Origin of the sequence: Exiguobacterium profundum (assembly GCF_001909285.1) — a bacterium.
Classification (GTDB): Bacteria; Bacillota; Bacilli; order Exiguobacteriales; family Exiguobacteriaceae; genus Exiguobacterium; species Exiguobacterium profundum.
Map to the genome: position 1 here is coordinate 108,684 of NZ_MRSV01000001.1, position 16,376 is coordinate 125,059.

Here is a 16,376-nt window from a genome sequence, read left to right on the forward strand (position 1 = left end):
ACCTACGACCTACCGGTTAACAGCCGGTTGCTCTACCACTGAGCTATTGCGGAACGTTGCTTGAAATTATCGAAGTAACGATTTATATTGTAACCGCAAACCAGAAACCTGTCAATCACTTTCTTAGAAAAACGTTTATTTCGCGTGCCGTCTCTCGGCGACTTCTATAAGATATCACGGCACAAAAAGACCGTCAACAATTTTTCTAAAAAAAATCAGGTAAAATGAAAAACATTTTACCTGATACGAGTTTCTTCTTATTTAACGCTCGGTGCAAGCATCGTTAAACTAATCCGTCCACGATTCACATCGACTTGTTCGATCCACACGGTCACGATGTCACCAACCGCCACGACATCTAATGGATGCTTCACGTATCGATTCGATAATTTCGAAATGTGGACCAAACCATCCTGTTTCACCCCAATGTCAACGAACGCGCCAAAATCAATGACGTTTCGAACGGTTCCTTGGAATTCCATACCGACTTGAAGGTCTTCGAGACTCATGACGTCCGTGCGTAGTAATGGTTTCTGGATATCTTCTCGCGGGTCACGCCCTGGTTTAGCTAATGACTTCAAAATGTCTTCAACTGTCGGAAGCCCCGCCTCTAGTTCTTCACTCAAGGCTTTAGCGTCGACTTGTTGCAATCGTTCTCGAAGCGCAGCCGTACCGACCTCTGATTTTGAAGATCCGATCTCTTTTAAAATGGATAACGCGAGCGGATAGCTTTCCGGGTGAATCTCTGTCTGGTCGAGAACGTCCTTCCCGTTCATGATCCGTAAGAATCCAGCCGCCTGCTCAAACGCCTTCGCTCCAAGACGAGGTACTTTCTTAATTTCCTTTCTCGTTTCAAAGCGTCCATTCTCTTCACGATATGCCACAATATTTTTCGCCGTCGTTTTATTGAGTCCTGAGACGTACGTCAATAAAGACTCGGAAGCACGGTTCACATCGATTCCGACCATGTTGACCACGCTCTCGACGACGAACTCTAAGGAGGCTTTCAGTTTATTCTGGCTGACGTCATGCTGATATTGTCCGACACCGACTGATTGGGGGTCGACTTTGACAAGTTCCGCCATCGCATCTTGAATTCGACGTGCAATCGAAACGGCTGACCGTTCCTCAACTTTCAAATCCGGGAATTCACTTCGTGCGACTTCCGATGCCGAGTAGACACTTGCCCCCGCTTCGTTCACAATCGCGTAAGCAATATCACGTTCCGCTTTCTTCAACCAGTCGGCGACGAATTGTTCCGTCTCCCGTGAGGCGGTTCCGTTTCCGACGACGATAACCGAGATTGGATATTTCTTCGCGAGTCTCGTAAGTACTTTTTCAGCGCCGGCGATATCATGTTTCGGTGCCGTCGGATAGAAGACACCGACCTCTTCGACTTTTCCGATTTCATTGACGACTGCCCATTTACAACCAGTTCGATAAGCCGGGTCGATCCCTAAGACGACGACCTCGCGAAGGGGCGGCTGCATATAGAGTTGTTTCAAGTTTTTCGAGAAGACATCGATCGCCTGCTCTTCTGCTTTTTCCGTCAACTCCCCACGAATCTCCCGTTCGATAGCCGGGAAGACCGACTTCTTGTACGCCTCCGTCACAGCCGTCTCTACAACTTCACGTTTTTCTTTCGGAAGTCGTTCATATGTACGGAGGGCTCGATCCATGAAACGCGTCTCGTCGAACACTACTTTCACTTGGAGCACGTCCGTACGTTCCCCGCGATTCAAGGCGAGTACACGGTGTGGGACAATGCCAGCGATCTTCTCTTCATATTCATAAAAATGCGCAAAAATCTCTTTTTCGTCTTCCGCTTGTTTTTTCTTCTTCGAACGCAAAAGTCCTTCTTTGCGTACGCGGTCACGAAGCATCTGGCGCAGTTTCGCTTCCTCTCCCCATTCTTCACCGATGATGGCATGGACGAGCGGCAAGGCTTCCTCTACCTCGACGTCTTGAGCGAGTTCTTTTACCTTGTCTGAAGAATAGGGTGATTTGTCCCGGAACCAATCCGCAAGCGGCTGCAGTCCTTTCTCGCGTCCCTGTTCTGCTTTCGTACGTCGTTTTGGACGATACGGCAAATAAATGTCTTCCACTTGTTGAAGCGTAGTCGCCGCCTCTAACGCTCTAGATAATTCAGGCGTGGATTTTTCCAACTCTTCTAATTTAGCAATGACATCCGCCTTGCGTTTTTGTAGACTCTCTTCATATTGAAGAGCATCCAAGATTCCTTTGATTTCAATTTCGTCCAAATTTCCCGTCATTTCCTTCCGATACCGGGCCATGAACGGAATCGTCGCCCCTTCAGATGCGAGCTGCTGAACCGTCTCGACTTGGTTCACTTTCAAGTTTAACGCGTTAGCCACTTTCGTAATCACTTGAATCACTTCCTTTTTTGATTTCTTTCAAAGTGTAGCAAAAAAAAAAACAAAAAAGCGATGACTCGATTAGTCATCGCTTGAGAATACTTCATTGAGTGGAACCTTGATGGCTTCACGCAGCTTTTCGAGTGCTCGCCGTTGCAAACGGGAGACATGCATCTGCGAGATTCCAAGAAGTTCTCCTGTTTCTTTTTGACTCATATTCTTATAGTAAGCGCATTCCAAGATGGCGCGTTCACGCTCGTTTAAGACATTGAACGCTTTCTCTAGAATGAGACGCTGGTCGACTGATTCGTACCCGCGCTCTTGGCTACCGACCAAGTCGAGTAATGTGACCGTACTACCTTCGTTATCCGCTTCGATCGAACTATCGACCGACAAGGCTTGATAACTTTTGCCCATCTCGAGCGTTTCGAGAATTTCTTCATCGGACACGCCAAGGTGGTCGGCAATCTCATCGATTCGTGGCGAACGTTGTAATTCGGTCGTCAACTCTTCGACCGTCTTTTTAATCTTTGGTCCGAGTTCTTTGATTCGACGCGGTACGTGGACACTCCACGTCTTGTCACGAATAAATCGTTTGATTTCCCCGATGATGGTCGGGACAGCAAACGACTCGAAGCTACGACCAAATTCCGGGTCAAATCGACGAAGTGCCGCCAGTAACCCAATCATCCCAACTTGCACAAGATCGTCGTGAATCGCACGGCCACGCGAGAATTTACGCGCGAGTGCTTCAACGAGGTCAGAATAGCGGTTGATGAGGAGCATTTGCACTTCTTCGTTTTGATCGTCTTGTTGATAGCGTTCAATCCACTCTAGTACCTCGTCATCACTGTGATGGCGTTGTTGAGATTTTGCTGGCACTCTGATCCACCTCGTCCCTATTGAGGAGTTTTGTCATCGTCACTTTGACACCGCTGTCTTTATTGATCGAGACATCGTCCATTAATGCTTCGATCAAGAAGAGACCAAGTCCTCCTTCATGGAGCGATTCAATTTCGGTCGTTTCTTCGACCGGAGCGGCTTGACGCTTCACATCATCTGCGAACGTCTTGCCGGAATCCTCAATCGTGATTTCAAGACGATCTGCATAGACGCCGCAAGCGAGTTTGACCTCTCCATCTTGATGATCGTCATAAGCATGTTGGACAGCGTTGCCACATGCTTCCGAGACCGCGATTTTAATATCCTCGATCTCGTCGTACGTATATCCCATACGGTTAGCGATTCCTGAAACGACTAATCGAACCACACCGACATATTCGGGTTTGGCCGGGAACGTCATGACCGTCTGTTCAACATTATTCATTGCGTGCCACCTCTTACGTTCGAATTAATAGAAAGAAGTTTGTGAAGACCCGTCAATTCGAACAGACGATTGACTCGGTCTGTGACTCCGACAAGTGACAACTCTTTTTTTTTACTTGTGGCAATTTTCAATGCCCCGACGAACACGCCAAGACCTGTCGAATCCATATACTCCACTTCGTCTAAATGAACGACCACATCTTGTTCACTGATGGCCGGATGCAATACTTCTTTCAATTTTGGTGCAGTATATGTATCCACTTCTCCGGATACGTAAAGGTGTAATTGTTCTCCAATGACTTGCTCGCGAATCGCTAAATCCATCGTCTATTCCCTCCTAAAAGTCCGTACAGAAAAATTGAGTACGATTAACTTAAATTCCCCTCTGACAAAATCTTAAACCACTTTTTTAAAAAAAGATTAAAAAAAGACCGATACCTATGTACCAGTCTTATCTATGTAAGGCTAGAGAGGGATCAATCCCATACTGATCTCTAGCGCTCTGTCCACTTTATGCATCGTCTCATCATCGAGATGAGTGACTTTATCCGTCAGACGACGCTTATCAATCGTTCGAATCTGTTCAAGCAAAATCACAGAGTCTCGTTCGAGTCCGTGCTTCTCTTGATATACTTCCACATGAGTCGGCAGTTTTGCTTTTTGAATCTGAGCTGTAATCGCAGCGACAATGACGGTCGGGCTAAAGCGATTGCCGATGTCGTTCTGTACGATCAGAACGGGTCGAACGCCACCTTGCTCTGAGCCGACTACGGGCGACAGATTCGCATAAAACACGTCACCACGCTTTACGATCACGCTGCTCACACCCCACTTACTTGACGTAAGAGAGCGTGTTCGGCTTCGGTTTCAATCATTAGCATCTCTTCTGCCATATTCAAGTTAAACGCGGCCATCTCTTGATAGCCTTTCGCCAATTCTTCACGCAGTGTTTGTTGTCGATCAGCAATTTCTTTAGACAAGTATGTCACTACATCGTTCAAGGACAGTGTTTCACGGTCTTTCATCGAAATCGGACCCCCTTGTTGCGAGAACCGATCTGGGACGGACGCTAGCGCACCCGCAGTTCGCTGCTTCAACATCTTACACCTCCAGAATCGTTTCATGGACTGGCGGAAATTCTCCCGCGTTCTTTATCAATATAACACGCGGGAATGGGAAAATATAGAGAAATCGAGAAAGAATTCAGATAATTTCACACGATTTATGATTCACACATAAAGACGTGGCAATCGGCTCGTGAATTGGCAAACGATCTCATAGTTGATCGTCCCAAGATATGAGGCGAGTTCATCAATGGCGACGTTTCCACCGACAAGGGTCACGTCCGTCCCGACCGGAAACTCTTTTGGAAGCCGGATCATGAAACGGTCCATACAGACGCGTCCCACGATCGGACAACGAATCCCATTGACCTCCACTTCAAACCCGCTCGCCTTTCGTAACCACCCGTCCGCATATCCGACTGGAACGGTACCAATCCATTCATCGGCTGACGTTGTATACGTCGCACCGTAACTGATGGTCTGACCTGCCTCTAGCCGCTTCACCTGCATGAGCTGACTTTTTAGCGTGAAGGCCGGGCGCAGGAACGAATAGAACGTCTCCATCTCACGTGACGGATATAACCCATAGAGCGCGATGCCGACACGAACCAGATTATAAGGAACATCTTGTCCGGCCATTCGGATTGCACCGGCCGAGTTCGACGTATGGATATAGCGGAACCGCTCGTGGAGCCCATCCATCAAACGCTCGAACCGCTCTTGCTGTGTATAATACAGATCGCTGTCGAGTTCATCCGCCGTTGCGAAGTGGGTATAGATCCCTTCCACCACAAACGAATCAGTCGCTTCTTCAAGTAAGGCATCTAACTGTTCACGGGTGCGCAACCCGAGACGCCCCATTCCGGTATCGACTTTAATATGAACCGTTAACGGCTTTTCTTCTATATAAGGAGCAGCCTCTTGTAACCATTCAGCAGAAAAAACAGACAACGTGATTTCCTGTGCTGCCGCTACTCCGGCATATTCAGGGAATTGCGCTTCCATGACGAGAATCGGTGCTTTGATTCCCGCATCGCGGAGTTCGAGCGCTTCCTCGAGTAACGCGACCCCGAGCATCGTCGCTCCGTTCTCAAGGGCAATTTTCGCCACTTCGACGGCCCCGTGTCCGTAGGCGTTCGCTTTGACAACTGCCATGAGGTCCTGCGGAATTCGTTTCGTTAATTCTTTTATATTATGGGCGATGGACGCCCGATCAATCTCGATTCGACTAGGACGAAACATGGTGTCCCTCCTCTTCTAAGATGACTTGTGCGATGGCGTATGTTTGACTATGGCTGATGCTGACATGAATCTTCCCCGTAAACGGTGCGGTCATGACAGGTCGACCCGTCTCATCCGGTAAAATTTCAATATGACGCCACGATAACCCGTGTGCGATGCCAGTCCCGATTGCCTTGGCGTAAGCTTCTTTTGCAGCAAAGCGACCCGAGACAAACTCGATTTGACGCGGGAGCGGATACTGTTGAGACAATTCATATTCCGCATCGGTGAGCAGCCGTTTTAAAAAACGTGGTTGTTTCATCGAGCGAGCCATCCGATCAAGCTCGACGATATCGACTCCAATTCCTACAATCACGGGACACTCGCTCCTTTCCTTTTCTCCCCGTTTCCTTATACAATTGAGGAAAGAGGTGATGTTATGTTTAGTCGTACGGAAAATGTTCAAACGTTTGTACGGGCATATCCACTCGTAACGCTGTTCATTGTAATCCAACTCCTTGTGTTTGTCATCGATTCTTTCGCACCTGGTTTACGAATCGTGGCGACGGGAGGGTCGTTCCATTTGGCACTCGCGGACGGACAATGGTACCGCTTGGTCACGGCCAACTTCATTCATTTGAGTCTCGGTCACTTGCTGTTCAACTCGTTCGCACTGATCATCTTCGGACCAGCGATGGAACGAATGGTCGGACACGTGAAATTTGCCTTGTTTTATGTATTCGCTGGAGCGCTCGCCAACCTGCTCACGTACTTCACTGTCAGCAACTTGTTTTATCTACAGGCCGGGGCGTCAGGCGCCATCTTGGCCATTCTCGGATTCTACGTATTCATCGGTCGTTTCCGTCGCACGTTGATGTACAGCCAAGATGCCCGCTTGGTCTACATCTTCGTCGCCATCAGTGCCGTCTTCACATTGATTGGTTCGAACGTTTCTCTTTGGGGACATGTGTACGGCTTCTTGGCAGGATTCTTACTTGCCATCCCACTCTCACGTTTCACCGTCCCGTATACGCGCCCGATGCGCTACGGGAAGTATAAGCAACGTTCGTACACGCCCCCTGTCATTCATTCCGGGGATGGAAAGTGGTTTTTCTACATCATTATCGGACTGGCCGTCTTTGGATTATTGGCAAGGTTCTTATAACAACAAAGGGTGACACGTGGCGTGTCACCCTTTGTTGTTACGTTAGCAATGTCAGCATCAGTGCTTTTTGTGCATGTAAACGATTCTCGGCTTGATCGAACACCCATGACTGCGGTCCATCGATCACCTCAGCCGTCACTTCTTCCCCGCGATGCGCCGGCAAACAGTGAAGGAAGATGGCGTCGGGGTTCGCAAGTGCCATCAACTCTTCATTCACTTGAAAACCGTTAAACTTCATCAGCCGCTCCTCTGCTTCTCCCTCCTGCCCCATGCTTGCAAAGACGTCAGTATAGACAATATCTGCCCCATTCGCAGCAAGCGATGGGTTTTCGAACAACGCGATGCTTCCTCCCGTTGATTCAGCCAACTTTCTCGCTTTCTCATAAATGCCTTGATCAACGGTGTATCCGTTTGGTGAGGCGATGCGGATATGCATCCCACTCAGTGCCCCACCGATCATAAGCGAATGTGCCATATTATTGCCGTCTCCGATATACGTCAACACCTTTCCGGCACGACTCCCGAACCGCTCTTCAATCGTCAATAAATCCGCGAGCACTTGGCACGGATGATGCAAGTCCGTCAATCCATTGATGATTGGGATTGACCCGTGTTGTGCCAACGTCTCCACCGTTTCATGCGCATACGTCCGAATCATGAGTGCGTCCACATACCGACTCATCACTTGAATCGTGTCCGTCAACGGTTCACCACGCCCGATTTGCAAATCTTGACCGCTGAGAAAGAGTGGGTATCCACCTAATTCGACCACCCCGACTTCAAATGACATACGCGTCCGTGTCGATGCCTTTTCAAATAGCAATGCGACTTTCTTCCCTGTCAGCACCGTTGCATAAGATTGAGGTGAACGTTTCACTTCGTGTGCCAATTGCATCAACGAATCGAGCGTATCCGGTGTCAATTCCTCCATCGTTAAAAAATGTTGTATCGTCTTCACTGTCATTTGGCTACTCCCTCTCTCATTTGAATGGATTGCAACGACTGAACCGGATTGCCGGTCCGTGACTGACTCATCTGATAATACTGAGCTAACTGTTTGGACGAAATGATATGCACCCCATGGCGAACGGCGATTTCACGTGTTGCTCGTTCGTCAACCGCATCCGAGAACAATACGGCGACATCTTGAAAATCAATGACGTCTGCGAGTGGTGTATTTCCGACGTGTTCAAACCCTTTCCCGAATACGATTTGCGGACGATTCATCACCCGTGTGGTCAGCGCATCATACGTAAAGCGCTCCGGCACATATGAATGTGAACTGAATTGAAGTGTCTCGCCTGTCGAACGCATGACCGGACCTGTCATCGGGTCTACGCCTGGCAGTTTGACGTTCGAGAAGATCGGAGTCTTTACCGCATAGTTTGTCAATCTCGAGGGATGTGTCGGAACGAAATCGTTCAATGCGAGACCGTACGCCGCGTAGGTCGCCCATTCGATTAACGGCTCACCTGTCACTTTGCTGACAATCGGCACAGTCCGCGACGCACGCGGATTGATTTCAAGGACGTAGATTGTGTCTTTCTTCAACACGAACTGAATGTTCAGAGCTCCTTTATAATCGAGCGCCTGTCCGATTCGTTTCGCAATCGACTCCACTTGCTCTTGAATCGCTAGACTCGTCTCGACCGGCGGCAAGATCATCGTCGAGTCTCCGGAATGAACACCCGCTGCTTCGATTTGTTCTAGGACGACGGGCACATATACCGTTTCCCCGTCCGTTACACAATCCACTTCAAGCTCACGCCCTGCGACATATTGGTCGACTAGCGTTGGATAGGTAAGGTTCGGTAACACCTCTGCTAACTGTTCCTCTGAATGAATGAGTAACATGCCCTTTCCTCCAATCACGTAGGACGGGCGCAAGATACATGGATAGCCTAACTGTTGGATGGCTTCCTGCAACTGCGTCGGGGAAGTGACTTCTTCACCCGGGATGTGTTCGACTTCAATCGAATCAAGGAATTGATAGAAACGTTCCCGGTCTTCCATTTGGTCGATGGTGTCTGCGGATGCACCGAGCAAGTGATACCCCGCCGCTTCTAAATCATGAGCGAGTGCAATACCCGTCTGTCCACCGAACTGGATTAAGACATCGCGGCACCCTTCCGCTTCTAACACGTGCATGACATCTTCACTCGTCAGCGGTTCGACATACAGTTTGTCTGCAATCGAGAAGTCCGTCGATACGGTCTCCGGGTTGTTGTTGATCATAATCGTTTCGATGCCAAGTTTTTGAAGTGCCCAGACCGCATGAACCGAACTGTAATCGAACTCGATGCCCTGTCCGATTCGAATCGGACCTGCCCCAATGATGGCAACCTTCCGTTTTTCACTCGGCTTCACTTCGGACGTTCCGTGCCATGAACCGTAAAAATACGGGGTCTTGCTTTCGAACTCGGCTGCACACGTATCAATCATCTGATATACCGGTTGAATCGAGGCCGCCTCTCGGAACACCTTGATCTCCTCGGTTTGCATATGCATCACGGCGGCAATTTGCGCGTCCGTGAAACCAAGTCGCTTCGCTTGAAGCAACTGGACCGGATTCGTCAAATCTTCCTTCGTCACCTGAATAAGTCGTTTTAACATGTGAATGAAGTGAGGGGTGATGCCCGTAACCTGCTGTAATGCATCGGCCGACATCAACTCACGGTCGAGCAAAGCGAGACAAGCGTGCAATCTACGATCGGTCGGCGCCTCGACTTCGCCCATCAAAACGTCGACTGTGGCTCCCTGCATCCACTTCGGATAAAGCGGTGCCTGTTCGATTCCGGCACCACGCCATGCCTTCTGTAACGCTTCTTCTAACGTTTTTCCCATCGCCATACTCTCACCGGTCGCCTTCATCTGTGGTCCGAGTGCGCGTTCTGTTTCCGCGAACAAGTCGAACGGGAAACAGGGTACTTTCGCCGTAATGTAATCAAGTGCCGGTTCAAAGCTCGCCATCGTATTCGTTGTGACTGGATTGATACAGTGATCTAACGGTTCACCTAAAGCGAGACGTGTCGCAATTTTGGCAATCGGATAGCCGGTCGCTTTTGACGCGAGTGCCGAGCTCCGAGAGACACGAGGATTGACTTCAATCACGTAGTACTCTGACTTCGTCGGATGCACCGCGAACTGAATGTTACATCCACCAATCACACCGAGTTCGGAGACGATTCGAAACGCAGCGCTCCGTAACGTCTGATGCATTTGGTCCGATAAGGTTTGGGCCGGAGCGAACACGACGGAGTCCCCCGTATGCACACCGACCGGATCGATATTTTCCATGTTGCAGACGATGATGCACGTTCCGAGCGCGTCACGCATGACCTCATATTCAAATTCTTTATAGCCAGCGATGCTCTTCTCGACCAAACATTGTGAGATCGGGCTTGCCTCAAGACCCCGACGCGCCATCGTGTACGCCTCATCCTCCGTCATCGCAATCCCACCGCCGGTCCCACCGAGCGTGAACGCCGGACGGACGATGAGCGGAACACCGGTCGTCTCAATGAAAGCTGTCAGTTCTTCAATCGTCTCAATCGTCGTCGATGTCGGGATCGGCTCGTTCAACAGCTCCATCTTTTGTTTGAACCGCTCACGGTCTTCCCCGTCACGAATCGTGTCGAGTGATGTACCGAGAAGTTCGATTCCATATTGGGTCAACACGCCAGCTTCCTCGAGATCAAGAGCCAAGTTCAACGCCGTCTGTCCCCCGACCGTCGCAAGGACGTGCGTCGGACGTTCTTTTTCAATGATCTCGGTCGCTTTTTGAACGGTCATCGCCTCAATATACGTCGCGTCCGCCATTCCTGGGTCCGTCATGATTGTGGCAGGATTGGAGTTCAATAAGACGACTTCACAACCGGCTTCACGAAGCGCCTGACACGCCTGCGTTCCGGAATAATCAAACTCTGCGGCCTGCCCAATCACGATGGGTCCCGATCCGATAACGAGTACTTTTTTATGCATACACGTTCACTCCTTGCTGAATCATTTCATCAAAACGGTCGAAGACGGACTGCGCGTCCGTTGGTCCGGGACTCGCCTCCGGATGGAACTGTGTCGTGAAAATGGATGCATTCGGATGAATCAACCCTTCCACCGAGTGATCGTTCACGTTCTCATAAAGCAGTTCAAGCGGGCTCTGTTCGATACTCATACGCGCGACCACATAACCGTGATTTTGCGACGTCATCCATACTTCGTTCGTCTTGACGTTTCGGACCGGGTGATTCGAGCCACGATGTCCGTATGTTTGCTTTTCAATCTTGCAACCGAACGCGAGCGCGAGCAGTTGATGCCCCATACAAATCCCGAGGGTCGGATACGATAACGCCAATTCCCGGATGACTTCAATCTGCCCGATGTGGTCTCGCGGGTCCCCGGGCCCGTTCGATACTAAAATCCCATCCGGTCGCAATGCCTCGACGACCTCTTTTGACGTCTGGTACGGAACACTCGTCAAACGATACCCACGTTTCACCATTTCACCAATCATCGACGCCTTCACCCCGAAGTCGAGACAGACGATATGCCCTTTCTCTCCGTCCCCTTCCTGAACGATAGACGTTGTTGTGACGCGCTCTGTTAGATGACGAACATCTGGAACTTCCAACGTTTCATGTATGTCCGCTGCCATCATTCCAAACTGATCGCCTTCATCACGCAACACATGAACGAGTGCACGCACATCGACTTGTGACAGAACCGGAATCCCTTCCTGTTCTAACCAATCCTTTAAGTCAGACTGATCCCCAGAATCGGCAAGTGATTGCACGAGGACGCCGGCCACTTGAATGTGAGCACTTTCGCTCCCGTCTGATTCCAGTCCATATTGTCCGATCAGCGGATAAGTGAACGCGATGATCTGTCCAGCATATGACGGGTCGGTCAACACTTCTTGATAGCCCGTCATCCCGGTGAAGAACACGACTTCACCACTTGCGTGTCGCGCACTCGTCTCCCATGTTCCTGTAAAGTACTTCCCGTTCATTAAGCTGATGCTTCCGTTCATACGACGCCCTCCTTCTGTAAGATTTGTTCAAGTTTCGTCAATGCTTCGTCAATCTCCGATTTCGTGACCAGTAGTGAAGGCAGGAAGCGGATGACGTGCGGCCCCGCCATGACGACCAATAAACCCGCCTCTGCCAATTCTGTGACACAGTCTGCTACCGGTTCTGTCGAGACAAGCCCAATCATCAGCCCAAGTCCTCTCACTTCGACGAAACGTTCTCCATCCACGAAGCGACTGAGTCCTTCTTTCAAATAATCTCCCATGTCTGTGACATGCTTAAGAGACTCGGGTGTGAAGAGGACATCGAGTGTCGCTTCTGCCGCAGCCATCGCCACTGGATTTCCACCGAAGGTCGAACCGTGACTCCCAGGACCAAAGACCGTCGCCGCTTCCGCCGTCGTCAATATTGCGCCGACCGGAATGCCACTCCCCAATCCTTTCGCTAACGTGATGATATGAGGACGGAGCGGTGTTTGTTCGTATGCGAAACGTGTCCCTGTACGCGCGATGCCGGTCTGCACTTCATCGACGACGATTTTGACATCGTATTTGTCAGCTGCTTCCTGTAACGCCTGCAACCACAGGGGATCTGCGACGACCACACCGCCTTCACCTTGTACGATCTCGAGCCAAACAGCAGATGTCTCATCATCGATCCAGTCAAGAGCCTCCATATCGTTGAACGGTGCATGAATAAAGTCACTCACCATCGGTCCAAATCCATGTTTCACCTTCTCTTGACCAGTCGCCCCGAGCATAGCGAATGTACGTCCATGAAACGACTGCGTGAATGTGATGATTTTTGTTTTCTGCGTCCACTTTCGGACTAACTTAAAGGCCGCCTCATTCGCTTCTGTCCCACTGTTACAAAAGAAGGCATGCGTCAGATGTGTTCCTTCCGTCAACTTTTCAGCGACACGTTGCTGACCAGGTATCAAATAGAGGTTGGATGTATGCCACACCCGGTTCAATTGTTCTTCAATTTTCTGCTGCACGTATGGATGACGATGCCCCGTCCCACATACGGCAATGCCCATCACAAAGTCTAAGTACGTCTTTCCTGAAACATCCGTCACGTACGACCCGCTCGCCTGCGCGATCTCAATCGTTCGTTTCCCGTATGTCGGTAAAAGCGAATTCATAGTTCCCCTCCCATAATCTTGTCCCTGCGAGCGTCGCGTCACGACCATCTCGGATGCGGGCACTTTTTACCCCTCCTGCCACTGCTGCAAATAGCGCCTCTACTTTCGGCACCATCCCTCCATCAATTTCTCCAGATGCGATGGCTTCTCGAATGTCCCGTTCAGTTAGCGTCGTCTGAAATTCACCGTGTATGCGAATACCGTTCACATCGGTCAATAGTTCCAATTCATCCGCTTGTAACGAAATAGCAAGTGCCACCGCACAATCATCGCCATTACAGTTCAGCGGTCCTTCCGCGCCGGCAATCACCGATGTCACAACCGGAACATGTCCGGAATCCATCAGCCGTTCGAACACGTCATTTCGAATCGAAATCACCTCACCGACTTTCCCAAGTCCATTCAGAGGTTGACCGAAAATCGCACTCCCGTCGACCCCCGATAAACCAAACGCATCGAGGTCATATCGAGCCAATGTCGACACGACGTTCGTCTGCATTTCTCCTGCCAACACACGCCAAGCACCAATCAACACCTCATCTGTCGTCACGCGACGTCCGGCCAAGAACAACGGTTCAATTTGTTGAGACATGCAATAAGCCGATAGTTTCGGCCCACCTCCATGTACGATGAGCAAATCATTTCCTTCTTCCATCCATCCTCGCCACTCTTCAAAATACGAAGGTGTCATCGACTCCCAGACACTGCCCCCAAGTTTGATGACTTTCCGCTTCTTCATGTCCGGTAACTCGCATTGATTTTGACGTAGTCGTAGGTTAAGTCACATCCGTATGCCTGACCGAACCCTTCCCCGCCATGCAAGTCGACTGTGATGGTGACGACGTCCCGACTCATCTCTTCGGTCGCATACGCCTCATCAAACCAGACAGGCGTACTGTCCTTTAAAACAAGTTGACTCCCTATTTGAATATCGATCGCCTCCACGTTCACAGGGAACGGGACGGCGCCGATTGCGGCAATGATTCGTCCCCAGTTGGCATCCTGTCCATATACCGCTGTCTTCACCAGAGAGGACCCGACGATTTGCTTGGCAATCGTTCTGGCTTGTTGGTCGGATGTTGCGCCACTGACATTCACTTCTATGAGTTTCGTCGCTCCTTCCCCATCTTTTGCAATCGCTTTGGCAAGCTCTAAACATACATCTGTCAAAGCCTGTTGGAACGCGATGTGTGCGGAAGTCCCCTCTTTGATTTCTTCCATTTCTACTGCCCCGCTCGCCATGACGAGGACCATATCGTTTGTCGAGCTGTCCCCGTCCACCGTGATGTTATTGAACGAGGCGTCGACGCTTTTCTTTAATGTCTGCTGCAACAACTCCGGTGCGATGACGGCATCTGTCGTCACGAATCCGAGCATCGTCGCCATATTCGGGTGAATCATCCCCGATCCTTTGGCGACGCCTGAGATCGTCACGGTCGCTTCTCCTTCTTTGTAATGGACACTAGTTTGTTTCGTCCCGGTGTCCGTCGTCAATATGGCTTCAGCGAACGACTGTCCATCTTCCCATGTGTTGGACGGTTGCAGATGACCAATCCCGTTTATGAGCGGGATCATCGGAAGTGGCTGACCGATGACGCCCGTTGAAGCGACTGCCACTTCTTCCGGTTTTACACCGATATGTGTTGCGGTCATGTCGCGCATCGTGTAGGCGTCCTTCAGCCCTTGTTCACCTGTACAGGCGTTCGCGTTCCCGCTATTGATTAACACGGCTCGAAGATAGCCGTTTGTTTCGGCTAATGACGCTTTTGTCACTTGAATCGGTGCGGCTTGAAAGTGGTTTGTCGTATAGACGGCCGCCGCGCTCGCCGGTCGTTCACAGACGAGCAGCGCCAAATCTTTCCGTTTTCGTTTTAGTCCCGCATGAATGCCGCACGCTTGAAATCCTTTCGGTGATACGATGCCCGGTTTTTGGGTCGCCATGATGTCGATCATGCTTCATCCTCCTAAATGTATTGTGGTTGATTCAATAGTCCGAGCGTCTCATCGAATCCGAATCGAACATTCGCATTTTGAAGGGCTTGCCCGGCCGCCCCTTTTTGTTTTTTTTTGATGACCGATACGATAGTCAGTCGATGCGTCCGTTCTTCTTTGTACACCCAGAGGTCGCAGTAATTCGAACCGACCGTCGATTTGATTTCCGGCTCTCCCCGTTGCACGCGAATGAACGGTTCATCCATATATGCGTTTTGAAGACGATTCACCCATTCATCCTCTGACACGTGATCGTTCGGTTGAACTGTGATGGTCGCCATGATCCCACGATTGATCGGCAGCAAATGCGTCGACATCGAGACTGTCGCTTCAGTACCACCCATGTGAAACAAGGTCTGTTCGATTTCCGGGATGTGCTGATGTGCGTGAATCTTATATAACTGCACGTTCTCATTCGATTTGGCATGATGAGTCTTCTCACTCAATCCTTTTCCAGCGCCCGTGATTCCGGAGCAGGCCGAAACGATGATGTGTGCCGGGTCGATCCAATCGTGCTGAACGAACGGCAATAACGCGAGCGAGACAGCGGTCGCATAACAACCCGGATTCGAAATCCATTTCGCTTTCGTCAACAACTCTCGATTCCACTCGGTCAATCCATAGACAGCTTCTCGTTGAATCGTTTCGGTCACAGGCGGCTTCCCGTACCATGTTTCATACAAGCCGGATGGTAATCGTAAGTCCCCACTCAAATCGATGAACACTCCAGGAAAAAATGCTAACTGTCGAATATAGTCAGCAGACACGCCGCTCGGGGTCGCAAGGAACAACACATCAATCCCGTCTAGAGCGTCTGCTTGAAATGGCTCAAGTATTTTCGGACCTGTCTGTAACCACGGATACAGTTCCGATAAGGTCATCCCGGCGCTCGAGTCGCTGATCACTTTTTTTAAACGGATAGTCGGATGTTGCTCGATCAGTTTTAACAATTCCAACCCGGCATAACCTGTTACGCCGACGATGCTACACGTAATCATCTCTCTACCTCCTCAGAAGAATAAAATGATTGAACCATATGCATATTTATTCTGTCAATTGTATTTT

At 50.0% G+C, this 16,376-nt stretch carries 16 protein-coding genes and 1 tRNA gene (1 of these 17 only partly in view); 1 reads left to right on the forward strand and 16 read right to left on the reverse strand.

Annotated features, from left to right (window positions below):
• The 9 genes from BBB58_RS00665 to acpS all read right to left on the reverse strand — a co-directional run.
• A tRNA-OTHER gene (locus BBB58_RS00665) sits at positions 1–53 on the reverse strand (it extends 64 nt beyond the left edge of the window).
• Between the two features lie 204 nt (positions 54–257).
• Positions 258–2,387, reverse strand: coding sequence for a Tex family protein (locus BBB58_RS00670; RefSeq protein ID WP_074034847.1), 2,130 nt, complete (start codon positions 2,385–2,387; stop codon positions 258–260).
• A gap of 69 nt (positions 2,388–2,456) precedes the next feature.
• Entirely contained in the window at positions 2,457–3,257 is an 801-nt protein-coding gene (gene sigB, locus BBB58_RS00675; protein ID WP_015880560.1) for an RNA polymerase sigma factor SigB, read from the reverse strand.
• On the reverse strand, positions 3,223–3,702 hold the full coding sequence (gene rsbW / locus BBB58_RS00680) for an anti-sigma B factor RsbW (RefSeq protein WP_074034849.1): 480 nt from the start codon (positions 3,700–3,702) through the stop codon (positions 3,223–3,225). Before rsbW ends, sigB begins: the two co-directional genes overlap by 35 nt.
• Complete coding sequence (locus BBB58_RS00685; protein WP_074034851.1) at positions 3,699–4,025, reverse strand: STAS domain-containing protein; 327 nt, start codon at positions 4,023–4,025, stop codon at positions 3,699–3,701. The genes rsbW and BBB58_RS00685 overlap by 4 nt, the downstream gene beginning before the upstream one ends.
• Before the next feature lie 141 nt (positions 4,026–4,166).
• Positions 4,167–4,517: a type II toxin-antitoxin system PemK/MazF family toxin gene (locus BBB58_RS00690; RefSeq protein WP_026824472.1), complete on the reverse strand. Its 351-nt coding sequence runs from the start codon at positions 4,515–4,517 to the stop codon at positions 4,167–4,169.
• A gap of 5 nt (positions 4,518–4,522) precedes the next feature.
• The gene (locus tag BBB58_RS00695) at positions 4,523–4,801 is read right to left on the reverse strand and encodes a hypothetical protein (protein WP_074034853.1); all 279 of its coding nucleotides are present in this window, start codon (positions 4,799–4,801) and stop codon (positions 4,523–4,525) included.
• A 129-nt stretch (positions 4,802–4,930) separates the two neighbouring features.
• The gene (alr, locus tag BBB58_RS00700; RefSeq protein WP_074034855.1) at positions 4,931–6,007 is read right to left on the reverse strand and encodes an alanine racemase; all 1,077 of its coding nucleotides are present in this window, start codon (positions 6,005–6,007) and stop codon (positions 4,931–4,933) included.
• On the reverse strand, positions 5,994–6,362 hold the full coding sequence (gene acpS, locus BBB58_RS00705; protein WP_074034857.1) for a holo-ACP synthase: 369 nt from the start codon (positions 6,360–6,362) through the stop codon (positions 5,994–5,996). The genes alr and acpS overlap by 14 nt, the downstream gene beginning before the upstream one ends.
• Positions 6,363–6,425: 63 nt before the next feature.
• On the opposite strand from acpS, the gene BBB58_RS00710 reads away from it, so the two are divergent.
• Positions 6,426–7,151, forward strand: coding sequence for a rhomboid family intramembrane serine protease (locus tag BBB58_RS00710; RefSeq protein WP_074034859.1), 726 nt, complete (start codon positions 6,426–6,428; stop codon positions 7,149–7,151).
• A 37-nt stretch (positions 7,152–7,188) separates the two neighbouring features.
• Here the strand turns inward: BBB58_RS00710 and argF are convergent, their stop codons facing one another.
• The 7 genes from argF to argC are packed head-to-tail and all read right to left on the reverse strand — an operon-like array spanning position 7,189 to position 16,309.
• The gene (gene argF, locus BBB58_RS00715; protein WP_074034861.1) at positions 7,189–8,115 is read right to left on the reverse strand and encodes an ornithine carbamoyltransferase; all 927 of its coding nucleotides are present in this window, start codon (positions 8,113–8,115) and stop codon (positions 7,189–7,191) included.
• Positions 8,112–11,132 carry a carbamoyl-phosphate synthase (glutamine-hydrolyzing) large subunit gene (carB, locus tag BBB58_RS00720; RefSeq protein ID WP_074034864.1) on the reverse strand — a complete coding sequence of 1,007 codons (3,021 nt, stop codon included), beginning with the start codon at positions 11,130–11,132 and terminating at the stop codon, positions 8,112–8,114. Before carB ends, argF begins: the two co-directional genes overlap by 4 nt.
• Positions 11,125–12,177: a carbamoyl phosphate synthase small subunit gene (locus BBB58_RS00725; protein WP_074034866.1), complete on the reverse strand. Its 1,053-nt coding sequence runs from the start codon at positions 12,175–12,177 to the stop codon at positions 11,125–11,127. The genes carB and BBB58_RS00725 overlap by 8 nt, the downstream gene beginning before the upstream one ends.
• Entirely contained in the window at positions 12,174–13,319 is a 1,146-nt protein-coding gene (gene argD, locus BBB58_RS00730) for an acetylornithine transaminase (RefSeq protein ID WP_074034868.1), read from the reverse strand. Before argD ends, BBB58_RS00725 begins: the two co-directional genes overlap by 4 nt.
• Positions 13,279–14,058, reverse strand: a complete 780-nt coding sequence (gene argB / locus BBB58_RS00735; RefSeq protein ID WP_074034870.1) for an acetylglutamate kinase — start codon at positions 14,056–14,058, stop codon at positions 13,279–13,281. The genes argD and argB overlap by 41 nt, the downstream gene beginning before the upstream one ends.
• Entirely contained in the window at positions 14,055–15,272 is a 1,218-nt protein-coding gene (gene argJ / locus BBB58_RS00740; protein ID WP_074034872.1) for a bifunctional glutamate N-acetyltransferase/amino-acid acetyltransferase ArgJ, read from the reverse strand. The genes argB and argJ overlap by 4 nt, the downstream gene beginning before the upstream one ends.
• Before the next feature lie 11 nt (positions 15,273–15,283).
• Positions 15,284–16,309, reverse strand: coding sequence for an N-acetyl-gamma-glutamyl-phosphate reductase (argC, locus tag BBB58_RS00745; protein ID WP_074034874.1), 1,026 nt, complete (start codon positions 16,307–16,309; stop codon positions 15,284–15,286).
• Between the last annotated feature and the right edge of the window lie 67 nt (positions 16,310–16,376).